At 43.1% G+C, this 13027-nt stretch carries 13 protein-coding genes; 10 read left to right on the forward strand and 3 right to left on the reverse strand.

Annotated elements, in window-relative coordinates:
- Window positions 1-245 precede the first annotated feature (245 nt).
- On the reverse strand, window positions 246-542 hold the full coding sequence (locus tag S4054249_RS06520) for an EscU/YscU/HrcU family type III secretion system export apparatus switch protein (RefSeq protein WP_039609437.1): 297 nt from the start codon (window positions 540-542) through the stop codon (window positions 246-248).
- Between the two features lie 2 nt (window positions 543-544).
- On the reverse strand, window positions 545-3049 hold the full coding sequence (locus S4054249_RS06525) for a flagellar hook-length control protein FliK (RefSeq protein ID WP_046355152.1): 2505 nt from the start codon (window positions 3047-3049) through the stop codon (window positions 545-547).
- 105 nt (window positions 3050-3154) lie between these two features.
- Here S4054249_RS06525 and ccmA point away from each other — a divergent pair, with 105 nt between their 5' ends.
- The 10 genes from ccmA to S4054249_RS06575 are packed head-to-tail and all read left to right on the forward strand — an operon-like array spanning window position 3155 to window position 10893.
- Window positions 3155-3778: a cytochrome c biogenesis heme-transporting ATPase CcmA gene (ccmA, locus tag S4054249_RS06530; protein ID WP_080928301.1), complete on the forward strand. Its 624-nt coding sequence runs from the start codon at window positions 3155-3157 to the stop codon at window positions 3776-3778.
- The gene (ccmB, locus tag S4054249_RS06535; protein ID WP_046355151.1) at window positions 3778-4464 is read left to right on the forward strand and encodes a heme exporter protein CcmB; all 687 of its coding nucleotides are present in this window, start codon (window positions 3778-3780) and stop codon (window positions 4462-4464) included. The genes ccmA and ccmB overlap by 1 nt, the downstream gene beginning before the upstream one ends.
- A gap of 1 nt (window position 4465) precedes the next feature.
- Window positions 4466-5203, forward strand: coding sequence for a heme ABC transporter permease (locus S4054249_RS06540; RefSeq protein WP_046355150.1), 738 nt, complete (start codon window positions 4466-4468; stop codon window positions 5201-5203).
- A gap of 2 nt (window positions 5204-5205) precedes the next feature.
- Window positions 5206-5412: a heme exporter protein CcmD gene (gene ccmD, locus S4054249_RS06545; protein ID WP_046355149.1), complete on the forward strand. Its 207-nt coding sequence runs from the start codon at window positions 5206-5208 to the stop codon at window positions 5410-5412.
- Window positions 5409-5888 (forward strand): cytochrome c maturation protein CcmE, encoded by a 480-nt coding sequence (gene ccmE / locus S4054249_RS06550; RefSeq protein ID WP_046355148.1) that lies wholly within the window; start codon window positions 5409-5411, stop codon window positions 5886-5888. The genes ccmD and ccmE overlap by 4 nt, the downstream gene beginning before the upstream one ends.
- Window position 5889: 1 nt before the next feature.
- A complete protein-coding gene (locus tag S4054249_RS06555; RefSeq protein WP_046355147.1) occupies window positions 5890-7842 on the forward strand; it encodes a heme lyase CcmF/NrfE family subunit in 1953 nt (650 codons plus the stop codon).
- 2 nt (window positions 7843-7844) lie between these two features.
- The gene (locus S4054249_RS06560) at window positions 7845-8414 is read left to right on the forward strand and encodes a DsbE family thiol:disulfide interchange protein (RefSeq protein WP_046355146.1); all 570 of its coding nucleotides are present in this window, start codon (window positions 7845-7847) and stop codon (window positions 8412-8414) included.
- A 29-nt stretch (window positions 8415-8443) separates the two neighbouring features.
- Complete coding sequence (locus S4054249_RS06565; RefSeq protein WP_419555189.1) at window positions 8444-8890, forward strand: cytochrome c-type biogenesis protein; 447 nt, start codon at window positions 8444-8446, stop codon at window positions 8888-8890.
- The gene (gene ccmI, locus S4054249_RS06570) at window positions 8887-10161 is read left to right on the forward strand and encodes a c-type cytochrome biogenesis protein CcmI (protein WP_046355145.1); all 1275 of its coding nucleotides are present in this window, start codon (window positions 8887-8889) and stop codon (window positions 10159-10161) included. The genes S4054249_RS06565 and ccmI overlap by 4 nt, the downstream gene beginning before the upstream one ends.
- Window positions 10162-10893 (forward strand): MlaA family lipoprotein, encoded by a 732-nt coding sequence (locus S4054249_RS06575; protein ID WP_046355144.1) that lies wholly within the window; start codon window positions 10162-10164, stop codon window positions 10891-10893.
- A gap of 50 nt (window positions 10894-10943) precedes the next feature.
- Here the strand turns inward: S4054249_RS06575 and S4054249_RS06580 are convergent, their stop codons facing one another.
- Entirely contained in the window at window positions 10944-12971 is a 2028-nt protein-coding gene (locus S4054249_RS06580; protein ID WP_052960892.1) for a TonB-dependent copper receptor, read from the reverse strand.
- Window positions 12972-13027: the final 56 nt, after the last annotated feature.

The raw sequence follows: 13027 nt of genomic DNA on the forward strand, positions 1-13027 counted from the left end.
GACCATGGGTTCAAATATGATGTTCATCCAGTGCTATCTGTCCTCATACACCTTTCTCTTCTACAACCCTACAGATCCGCAAAAAACTGATTACATGCTATTCAGATGCCACTTCGCTTGAAGCTTGTATGCTGGTCTGAAACTCAATATCTTGTTGCATCAAACATTACGTGCGATTTATCGTGTGCACAGATAAGGTATTAGCCTCTTCATAAACCTGATCTATTCATAAAATTGATGATACTTTAGGCTTTAATATTAAGTTTACCTTGGAAGTTTTTCCAACCTGGAGGAAATTTACCGCGTAGTACATAAGAAAACGCAATTAATTCAGCGATGACATAGTAAAGCTCTTTGGGGATTTCTTCGTGTAAATCTAACTGCCCTAGAGTTTTTACTAGTGCAGGGTCTTCGTGGATCATGATGTCTTTTTCTTTGGCTAAGGCAATGATTTCTTCCGCGAGTTCGCCAAAGCCTTTGCAGACTACCTCTGGTGACTTTCCTGCTTCGTATAAGAGCCCAACGGCTGTTTTTTGTTCCATATTCATACCTTAATATTTACGATAGCGTGCTTATCGTAAAACTGTTTTACCTGCACTGCGTCTTCACGCAGCGCGATATCACCCACTTGTAAGCCGTGAGCAGCCAGTTTACTCCTAAGCGCATCTAAATGTGGTTCAGCTAGCTGACAGACACTCGGGCTGTCGCCGACAATTTCGCAATCGACAGCTTTATCCATCAGCTCAGCCTGGACACTGAGCTGACCAAGCGCCTCATAATCAAAGTTTAGCCTGACAAACCATACTTGCTTTTCTGGTAACCCAGCCTTTGTCGGTTTTTTATATTTTCCAATTTGAAGCTCGCTTTGTCTGCATTCTGGCGGCGTCTTCATTGGTAAAAATAAATTGATCAGCAGCTGACTTTCACTGTCAAATTTTTGACCCAACGCTTGAGCTTGATTATTGACTGACATGGCGTTTTGAATAAAGCCTAACTCTTCTACTAAGTTTTGTTGTGCTGATAAATTCACAGCTTGGATAAATTGCTTTGGTTGTTGCAACTTATTGCCTGGGAATAAGGTTTCTACCATACTCGCGACTCGTTGTTCCTGAGATACATTTTTGGGTAGTAGGCTCTCATGCTGGCTACTTAACTGTGTACCCATCAATGCAACAATTAACTTGTCTAGCGCTTGGGTAAAGCTAGTCATGGGTACGCTAGTATTGAGAGGTGTAGCTATGCTTGGTAGGCGGCTAAATAAGTCTTGACTAACGATTTCGGGGGTTGCCTTTCCTTCATCCATCAAGCGTGAAAAAGCTTGGTGCACAAGTCGTGTAAGGTCTACAGAATCACCACTTTTAAAGGTCATCTTTTCAGAAATTTTCTCGCTGAGTAATGCGGGATCTTTGGGGTCAGGTGGTTGCTCTTGTTGTAACGAAGCTGCTCTTAATGGTTTGTTGAGAATGTGTGTTAGAGGCAATGAAGCGGGTGCCGTGCTTGGCGATTTTTGTGCTCCGCGCAGTGGTATCATATCAGTTATTTGTGTTTGCGCTGCTAACTTTGTTTGTGTCATGCCCAGCTGCTTGGAAGCAATTAGTTCATCGCTTTTTGGCAAGGCAGCTGCAAGTACTTGTTGGATCAATTGCAAACGCATCTCAAAAGGTATTTTTGCACCGCTGATTTGAGTTGTTACTAAGGTGTTGGCGGACATAGGCTGTCTAGGGGGGCTTTGCGTTTTATTGGCCGATGCACCGTCACCTTTAAGGTGTATAACAGGTGGTTTTTGTGAGTCTTTAGCAGTCGTTAATACTGTTTTTGTATTACCTTGTTGTGTTTGTGAACCGTGCAGATTGACTGGCTTATCAAGCCCCGCAAAATTTTGCTTAATGCCATCAGAGAGCGCCATCAAAGCCAGATTATTTGGTCGTACTGCAGCTGGTGTAATGAGTGGTTGATGTAAATAGTTTTTAACTGTGGAAGCGATAGCCGGAACTTGTTGATTAAGTTGTCTATGCGCTTGCGTTGTTGCTTGTGAAGCTGCACGATTAAAAAATGGGGTTTGTGTAATGGCTTGCAGTGCTTGTTTGACTGTTTGTTTTATATCTGCCAACGAGACATTAAAGAGTGGTTTATCATATTGTAAGGTTTGCTCTTGATATGACTGAATCGCTTGTTTTAATTGAGTTTGAAATACTTGGGTATCTAATTTTGGAAGGATACTTTTTAGCGATGTGGCCAGCTTTACCTTAGTCGATTTCGAGGCAATGGCTACTTCTATGCCATCTTGGTGTGGACTGAGTTTAGCGCCATGCCATACCTGTTTTTGTAATTGTTTCAACTCAATGGGTGTCGATGTTTGGATGTGTGCAATATCATGTTGATGACGGCCAAGTTTCAATGTGCCTTTATTTTGGGCGAGTTGCACATAGTTAGAGGCTTGCTGACTGAGTTGACTGACTAATTGCGCAATGGCTTTTTTTGCAACAGGCATTTGATGTAGTTTGTCACCAAACATATTGAATACCTGCATCAATATTTTATCATTTTTAGCACTTAAGCTAGCGACCAATTTGGATTCTTGCTGTAGTAAAGTTGCAATGCTTACTGGAATTGGCACATTGATCCCAAGTTTTGGCAAAGTCAGTTGTGAACTAGGTGATTGCTTGACGTGAGAATCGGTTTGTATAGCGCTGTGGTCGCCAAAGCCCTTTAAAACTCCAAGTAAACTTAATAATGATTGTGCTGATTTTAGTGATAATTTAGCTTCAGGTGTAGCGAGTGTCAGTACTGTGCCTGTCGCATCTAATTTTAATTGTGCTTCAGGCAGTTTCAGAACTTGATCAACATTGGCTTCGCTACTTAAGCGCACGGGTTGCCATCGGCCTTCAAGTGCAACTTCCATTTGAATCGAGTCTGGCTTAATGACAATATTTCGGGCTAAAAACGTTTTATCTGCTTCTAATTGCGGCTGGTTGTTGCTACCTTGTGAAGATAATGTTGTCGGTGACACATTTGCCGGATGTTGTACAGGAATTGTTTGCTTATTCATTATTCTAAATCAAATTTTCGGTAATCGGTCACAAGGTATTATTCGTATTACAATATCACTATGATAGACTTACGCCCACATTTAGGGTCGTGAGAATAACAAATTTTGCTAGAGATTAAGGCTTTAACTTGTATCAAACAAGACCGTTGTTTGTTCGAATCACTTAACTTTTCATTGTTATCTGGTCAAATCATGCAAATAGAAGGCCCAAATGGTGCAGGAAAAACATCGTTGCTTAGAATTATTGCCGGTTTTTCTCAGCCAGATGAAGGTAGTGTTCTGTTTAATAAGAAAAATATAAACGAAGATTACGATGAATTTGCGCTGTCATTACTTTTTATTGGCCACAAAACGGGTGTTAATCAACAGCTCACAGCCTATGAAAATGTCATGCATTGGCTAACTGTACATGGTTATAAAAGTACTGAACCGGAAATTTATACCCTCCTTGGCAAGTTAGGTCTTGTCGGTTTAGAAGATGTCCCCGTGAGAACTTTGTCTGCAGGCCAGCAACGTCGTGTTGCTTTGGTGCGTTTGTGGCTCAATAATGCCAGTCTGTGGATTTTAGACGAGCCCTTTACTGCACTCGATAAAAAGGGCGTAGCCATGTTACAGGCACAGTTTCAGCGACACTTAGACAAAGGTGGCGCGATTTTGTTAACAACTCATCAGGACCTCACTAATACGTTTAGCTCTTTGCAAACCTTGGCTTTGGAGTACCGTCATTGATGCAAGTTAGTCATTCATACTGGACGTTATTTTGCTCCGTTTATAAAAAAGATGTCGCATTGGCATTTCGTCAGCGTGCTGAAATAGTGAACCCTCTGCTGTTTTTTTTAATTGTAATTACCTTATTCCCGCTTGCGATTGGTCCAGAGCCGGGGTTATTAGCACGAATGGCGCCGGGTATTATTTGGGTCGCCGCGCTTTTATCAACTATGTTAGGGTTAGATAAGATTTTTCGTGATGACTACATGGATGGCTCATTAGAGCAGTTGATTGCTTCTCCATATCCATTGTCACTGGCCGTGCTGGCTAAAGTTGCCGCACATTGGACAACGGCTGGACTGCCAATGGTAGTCATGGCACCTGTGTTTTCTATGTTGATGAATTTAGAGTCACAAGCGCTCGGTGCCACTATGTTAACGTTATTAATTGGTACCCCATTGTTGAGTTTTATCGGTGCTATTGGGGCAGGCCTGACAGTCGGTTTGCAAAAGGGCGGTATTTTGATGAGCTTGCTTGTGTTACCGCTTTATATCCCAGTACTTATTTTTGCAACGTCCGCTATTGATACTAGCATCATGTCATTAGCGTATAGCGGGCAACTTGCAATCCTTGGTGCGATGTTAGCCGTCGCTTTAGTCACCGCACCAATTGCCATATCGTCAGCTTTAAGAGTGAGTGTAAGTTAAAATGTGGAAGTGGTTACATCCTTATGCCAAAGCGGAGCGTGCTTACCAATTGTGTAACACCTTGCTTCCGTACTTTGTTGTGGTGTCGGTGCTATGTATTGTGGTTGGATGGGTTTGGGGGCTTGCGTACGCTCCTGCAGACTACCAACAGAAGGATAGTTACCGGATCATCTTTATTCATGTGCCTTCGGCGATTTTGTCGATGGGGGCATACTCTTCTATGGCTATTGCAGCCATCATTGCACTGGTTTGGCAGCTCCGAAATGCAGAGTTAGCTGTCATTGCAATTGCGCCTGTGGGCGCGGCTATGACTGCGATTGCACTTATCACCGGATCTGCTTGGGGCAAACCAATGTGGGGCGCTTGGTGGGTGTGGGACGCACGGCTGACTTCAGAATTAATCCTGTTATTTTTGTATCTTGGTGTGTTATCTCTATTTCATGCTTTTGAAGATAAAAAAGCAGGTGGAAAAGCTGCATGTATTTTAGCGATTGTGGGTGTGGTTAACTTACCGATTATTCACTTTTCAGTAGAGTGGTGGAATACGCTTCATCAAGGTGGCGCAATTACTAAATTTGATACATCAGCAATCGACCCTTCTATGTTGTGGCCCTTGCTAATCAATATACTTGGATTTGCGGCTTTAGTCGGAACACTTACCTTAATCCGCCTCAAGAATGAAATCATGCAGGTCGAGCAGCATCGTCCTTGGGTCCGTCAATTAGTTAGTCGAGGTTGATTATGCAGTTTGAATCATTAAGCGACTTTATCGCCATGGGTGGTTATGGTTTTTATGTATGGCTGTCTTTTGGCAGTTGCGCAGCCATTATATTGGGTTTGTTATTTGGATCCCTTTATGAAGGCAAACAATTAAAGCAACAAGTGAAGTCTCAAATGGCCAGAGAAGAGCGTATTAAAAAGGCCAAAGATATGGAGGCCCAAGTATGAACCCAAGGCGCAAAAAACGATTGTTTACTGTATTGGCGGTGATTTTTGGTATTGGTTCAGCGGTGGGTTTGACACTTTATGCACTGCAAGAAAATATCAATTTGTTTTATACACCGAGTGAATTAGTGAATGGCAAAGGGCCGGAGTTAGAAAAGCCAACAATAGGGCAAAAGCTGCGTATTGGTGGAATGGTTGTACCTGGGTCTGTAGTACGTGATGAGACTTCGCTTGATGTGGAGTTTCAGCTTATAGATACGGGACCATTGGTAACTATCCGTTATCAGGGCATTTTGCCGGATTTGTTCCGTGAAGGGCAGGGGATCGTAGCTCAGGGGACATTAATTGAGCCAAACGTGATAGAGGCTTTTGAAGTCTTGGCAAAACACGATGAAGAATATATGCCTTCTGAAGTGGCTGAGGCAGTTAAGGGGATCAAGCACGAAAAACCAAAATACAACTTAAATAGCGAGAATTAGTATGATCCCAGAAATAGGCTATTTCGCGCTAGTTTTAGCTATGGCGCTAAGTTTACTCCTGTGTATTTTCCCATTATGGGGGGCTTATACCGGTAATTTGAGATTGATGCGTGCCGCTCCCTCTTTAGCGTTAGGGCAGTGTTTATTTGTTTTATTTTCATTTGGTATTCTTATTTATATTACGTTGACAGATGATTTTACCGTTGCGTACGTGGCACACCATTCAAGTAGCACCTTACCTTGGTACTACAAGGTGACCTCAACGTGGGGCGGACATGAAGGTGCGATTTTACTCTGGCTAGTGATGCAGTCTAGCTGGACCGCTCTGGTTGCTTTAATGTCAAAATCATTGCCTTGGGTGCTCAGAGCGCGCGTACTTGGGGTACTTGGATTTCTTGGCGTTGGCTTTATGCTGTATACTTTGTGGATGTCGAGCCCGTTTGAGCGCTTGCTACCATACTTCCCAGTTGAAGGACGTGATTTAAATCCACTGTTGCAAGATCCTGGCATGATCATACATCCACCATTGCTGTATATGGGCTATGTCGGGTTGTCGGTGTCATTTTCTTTTGCCATTGCGGCACTTTTAACAGGTAAGTTAGACAATACTTGGGCGAAGTGGTCGCGTCCTTGGACTATGGTTGCTTGGGCATTTTTAACTTTGGGGATCACCATAGGGAGTTGGTGGGCTTACGCTGAGCTTGGCTGGGGCGGCTGGTGGTTTTGGGATCCGGTAGAAAACGCATCTTTAATGCCTTGGCTAGTTGCAACAGCGCTACTGCACTCTCTGGCTGTGACAGAAAAACGCGGTGTGTTTAAATCTTGGACTGTTTTACTCGCAATCACTGCATTCAGTTTATGCTTGTTAGGCACCTTTATTGTCCGCTCCGGTATCATTGTCTCTGTACATGCATTTGCTACAGATCCCGATCGGGGTTTGTATATACTTTCGTTCTTAGCGGTTGTGGTAGGTGGCAGCTTAGCTTTATATGCCGCACGCGTATCACAAGTTCATAGCGAAGGTCGTTATCGCTTTGCCTCTCGAGAAGTGGCTTTATGGCTCAATAATATTTTCTTAGTGGTTGCAACCTTAATTGTATTATTAGGTACTTTGCTGCCCATGATCCATAAAGAGCTCGGTCTTGGGTCGATTTCTATTGGTGTCCCTTTCTTTAATCAAATGTTTGCCATTTTAATCGTGCCTTTTGCGTTGTTGTTAGGGATTGCCCCAATGTTGCGCTGGAAGCAAAACAAATTATCTCCATTGGCAAAAAAATGGTTGGTCAATGTTGCGCTTAGCCTTGTGGCGACTGCTGCCTGGTTGTTTTCTAACTATGAGCAAGTCTCTGCCTTGACCTTTATGGCAACGGCATTGGCAGTTTGGATAATGTTTTCTACAGTATCGGATTTACTGCAAAAAATCTCGTTACAGGCTTCGATATCTGAAGGTTTTAAACGTTTAGGTTTGAGCTACTGGGCCATGGTATTAGGGCATGTGGGACTTGCATTTGTTATTGCCAGTGTCACATTGACTTCTGCCTATTCGGTAGAGCGTGCTGTTGCCATGAAACCTGGAGATATTGCGACGTTAAATGAGTACCAGTACCGGTTTGACGGGGTCAAAGAGATCCGAGGGCCAAATTATAGCGGTCATGCAGGAGTCGTAACGGTGCTTAAAGATGATGAGTTGGTTACAGAACTTTATGCGGAAAAGCGCTTGTACGATATTGGTATGCAGTTTATGACTGAAGCTGCCATTGACGATGGGTTTTTCCGAGATTTGTACTTGGCGCTGGGTGAGCAGATGAGTCAAGGAGCATGGTCACTACGAATTTATCATAAGCCTTATGTGCGTTGGATGTGGTTAGGCGGGATTTTAATTTCATTGGCAGGTTTTATTGTACTGGCAGATAAACGCTATCGCCGTCGTGTGAAAAAAGGAGCTCAGGCGTAACTATGAATCGTAAAATACTGGGCTTTCTGCCATTTTTAATTTTCGTTTTACTGTGCGTGTTTTTATATCAAGGCTTATTTGGTAACCCAAGAGAATTGCAAACAGGACGACTTGGGCAAACTATGCCAAGTTTCAATTTGCCAGATTTAATGGATGAAAATAAGCGCTGGACTGAGAAAGATCTATTAGGAGAAGTGTATTTAATGAATGTGTGGGGTACATGGTGCCCCACGTGTATCGCTGAACTTGGTTATTTGACTAAGCTACGAGAGCAAGGTGTTAAAATAGTAGGTTTGTACTATGAACAAGCCTATGACCCTGATTTTGGTGACCACTTTGATATGAATGCGCTCAGAAAAGAAGTGGACACCATGCTAAGCCGAGCTGGAAACCCTTATCAATTTAATATTCTTGATTTAGAACGAAGTCTTGCCTTGGATCTTGGTGTATCAGGTGCTCCAGAGACATTTTTAGTTGATAAAAAGGGGACTATTTTACTGCATCACACTGGGGATATTAATCAAAGAGTGTGGCGGAGTAAGTTTTTACCTGCGCTAGAGGAGCTGCAATGATGAAGATCAGAGTCGTATTTCTATTGGTGATGGCGCTGTTATTGAGTGCGGCTGTCGTCAATGCCGCTGAAGATGAATATGAATTTAAAAATGCAGAGCAAGCCCAAACGTTCAAAGAGCTAACATTGGAGCTGCGTTGTCCAAAGTGTCAGAACCAAAATATTGCAGACTCAGATGCAATTGTGGCAAAGGATTTACGCGATAAGGTTTTGACGCTGGTTCACGAAGGGAACTCGAAGCAGGAAGTGATTGACTACATGATTGATAGGTATGGATACTTTGTGCATTATCAGCCGCCAGTGACACCTGCCACTATCATCCTGTGGGTGTTACCTGTGATCATCGTTGTCTTGGGCTTTGGGTTTATCGTCTTTAGACAAAAAAAGGCTGCCATAAAGCAACCATGGAGTGCCGCCGATGATAAACGCCTAGAGCAATTAATTGCACAGTATCAACGTAAGGAGCGCCAGCAATGATGGAGTTAACTTACATGTGGGGGATGTTTGCACTGTTGGCAATATTGAGTTGCTTGTTTGTGGTAACTCCTTTCATACGCAAAGAAAAAGTTGTTTCTGTTGATCATGATGCAAATGCACAACGTATTGAAATTTATCATCAAAGGTTAGATGAACTAAAAGGCGAACTTGAAAACCAGCGAATTGCACACAATGACTTTGAAGAGTCTGTCATTGAGATGAAAAGACGTCTTCTCAATGAGTTATCGCCAGAGCAAACGTTAGATACCCGAGGCAATAATTTAGTGTTAGGTGCGACAGGGGTTGCATTTACTTTGGTTGTAAGTAGTGTGTTTTACTATTTCACAGGTAGCCATCAACAAATTGCTAGTTGGCAAAAAGCAGTTGAAAAGTTGCCTGAATATGGTGAGCGAGCAGTACTAAAAATGGGTACGCCATTGTCAGCAAATGAATTACAAGCGTTTGCTTTGGGACTGCGTACCAAACTAGCCAATAGTGGTGATGATGCCGTTGCGTGGATGTTGCTTGGGCGTGTTGCTATGTCATTAAATGATTATGAAATGGCGATGCAAGCATTCGATAAAGCGTTAATCATGCAGCCTGATAATCACAATGTACTAGTAAACTATAGCCAAGCATTACTCATTGAAGGCTCTGAGCAGAGTATTAATCGCGCGGCAAAGATGCTATCGCGTGTACTGAGCAAAGATCCGCAGAATATTGATGCAATTTCTTTGTTGGCGTTAATTGCTTATGAGCGCGAGGACTGGCTTGAAGCGAAATCTGCATTTGAGGTATTACTATCAACCGTGCAGCCTAATGACCCGCGTTACGCCATGATAAAGCAACGTATTGATGAGATCGCAGGCAAATTAGGAGAAACGGAGACTGTGCCTGTTGGAGCTGGGCCTCAATTGAGTGTGAAGGTACGCATTGATGATAAGCTTGTGAGTCAATTGCCAGACAACGCAACCTTGTTTGTGTTCGCAAAAGCAGCAAACGGACCAAGAATGCCGCTTGCAGTGCAAAAACTTACAGTTTTTAACTTGCCTTTAGTTGTCACTTTGAATGATAGTATGGCAATGTTGCCAGATCTGAAGTTATCGAATTTTAATGAAGTTGTGATAACGGCGCGTATTTCTGTTGATGACTCGGTTATGACACAAGCTGGTGAGCTTGAAGGCACTTCCGACGTGATCACGATAAATAACGATACGCACCAACAGGTTAATGTCACTATAAGTCGTGTTATAACCAGCACAGGAAGCTAAATGTATAAAAAAATTGTCGGTGCAGCACTTGCGTTAATGCTTGTTGGCTGTGCGCAGGTCCCTGAGGAGAAGCAAGATCCTCGTGATCCACTACAATCAATGAATCGGCCCATTTATGATTTTAATATGGATGTGCTAGATGCCTATATTCTGCGCCCAGCAGCAAAGGGCTATGTTGCAATTACACCTGCACCAGTTCGAAGTGGCCTTGTTAATTTTACCACAAACATTGCTGCTCCTACTGACGCAGTCAATGCCGCGTTGCAGGGAAAGCCGGGTGATGCAGGGGTTAATGTTGCTCGTTTTTTAATTAACTCCACTGTGGGGATTTTGGGCTTTTTTGATGTAGCGAAAAAAATGGGCCTAGAGCATAAAGACGAGGATTTCGGCCAAACGTTGGGTGTTTGGGGCGTAGGAGATGGCGCATACCTCATGTTACCCGCCATGGGACCGTCGACTGCTAGAAACCTTACTGGGGATTTAGTCGACAATATAGTGTTACCTGAAATCGCTTTGACGACACCTCAAACTTTGATTGTTTTCGCACTTCGAGCGGTTGAGGCGCGTGCTTCATTGATGTCACAAGAAAAGTTATTAAATGAGTCATTAGATCCATATACTTTCTTGAAAGATGTCTATTTCCAAAGGCAACTTTATGAGCTGCATGATGGTAACCCGCCTATGGAAGAAGAGCCAGAAGACTTTGATGATGATTTTTTAGAAAATCTCTAATCAAAATAAAAAAGCCAGCATTTGCTGGCTTTTTCAATTTTAAGCCACGCTTAAAACTTCCAGTTCATATTGAACCATACTGTTCTGCCAGCTTCATTGACCTTAGCTGTTTGGGCGTAGCCACTGACCATTGCGCCTGAGCGGCTTAAATGTTCCGCGTATGTTTTGTCGAAGACATTATCGAGACCTAAATTGAAGACCAGGTCTTCAGAGTGCGAATATGACGTATTGAGCGCCAGTGTACCAAAACCGTGGCTCTGTGAGACATCTTGTCCAGCAATATTTCCTTGGCCAATAGCTACTCGATGCTGACCTTGGACTACTCGCCATAAGCCGCCAATTTGCCACTTATCCTTTGTATAGTTGAGCGCAACGCGAATTTGTAACGGAGGCTGCTGAGCAAGGGCAATATTGTCCGTGCGATTTTCACCTTTTACATAGTTTATACTTGCTGTCGCCATGAGGTTTTTGTTGACGTTGAAGCGGCTCTCTGCCTCGAAACCATAGGTTTGTGCATCAATATTACGAGTCACGTTACTGACCATGCCCATTTTTTCGTACAGATTATCTGTAAGCAGGTAATTGTCTATTCGATTGAAAAATACAGAAACTGAGTTGGTAAAAGATTTCGATTGACCAAGCCAACCAATATCTAATTGGTCTGTGGTTTCATGTTCTACGAGGAATGCACTTGGGCTATCGACAGCTCCACGACCACCTCCCATCACTTCCCAATAATCTGGGAAGCGTTCTGTGCGGCCAAGGCCAATATAATAACTGCTGTTTTCAGATTGCGCCTGATAACGTGTAAAGCCACTGATTAGAGTATTATCTCGTGTGAGGTCTGCTGTTGGGTTGGGAACGACATTCATCATCACAGTACGGGTTTGACGTCTATCTGTTGCTTCCCACTCATCGACTCTTAAACCGCTCACCCATTGACTATTTTGGCTTAAACTATATTCAATTTCAGCAAATAGGCCGGTTTGCTCGAATTCAGCCGTTTCTTTTCGAACTAATGAGTCGATAGGCGTATTTTCTAGATCTCGACTGATCCGAATACGATGGCGATTTTGTTGATGATCTAATCCGTAGGCTAAAGCGGTTCTCTCGTTTAGCTCTGAATTGAGTAATATTTTACCACCGAAAGTGCTTCTATCAGGGTTTGAGGAAACAGGTGTTTTCATCATCATATTAGGCGTAAATTGGCGTAAACTGTGATTATCCATGATGTGGTCTATATGGTTATAAAATACATTAGCTTCGATGCTAGTTACAAAACCACTCAGCTCACTTTTTGATACTTTTAAAGCAACTTGCGTTCTATCAAAGAGACTTCCGTCCATCATTCTATCGGCATACGCCACTTCACCATCACTGCGACCTAGGCTTAAACTATATAAACTTGTATCATCTGGGGTGTATGCAAATTGTGTATCCAAATTCCATTTTTCATATGCTGAATGAATACTATTGCCGTCGCCATCTTGGTAATCTTCAGCTTCACTGTAGCTGGTAGCAACTCGTGCGAAATAATCTTGTGTTCCTGTTTTTATATCACTGTTTATGACGCGCTTTCCAAAGTCACCAAGTGTAGCATTCACAAAACCCGTAGTACCACTTTCAAGTAAGCGTTCAGATTCACGTTCAAATACCACGGTTGCTGCGCTGTTGCCAGGGCCATATAAAACAGTTTGCGGCCCTTTAATGACGGTTAAGGTATCGTAAGTTTGCGGCGTAATATAAGCAGTAGGAGGATCCATTCGACCGCCACAACCGCCCAACGTGACACCACCGTCAGTGATAATATTAATACGAGAGCCCGCCATGCCTCTAAAAACAGGGTCGCTACTTGCGCCACCTTTTTTGACGAGTGAAAAACCAGCGATACTAGAGAGAAGGTCAGCCCCATCCTGCGCAGGCAAAGGTTGCCGTGTTGCTTTAGGATCTGTTTTGATATCGAGTGGGCTATGCATAGGTGCAATGACCTCGATATGTTCCATCGTTTGTTCGGATTGTGCTTGTCCTTGCCAAGCAATGGATGCTGTTATCGCTGTGCAGATCAGACGCTTCTTCATGTTTGTCCTCAGAGTTATGTCCAACGTAATTTTTAATGATCACGTTGATTTAATTA

This window comes from Pseudoalteromonas luteoviolacea (assembly GCF_001750165.1).
Lineage (GTDB): Bacteria > Pseudomonadota > Gammaproteobacteria > Enterobacterales > Alteromonadaceae > Pseudoalteromonas > Pseudoalteromonas luteoviolacea_G.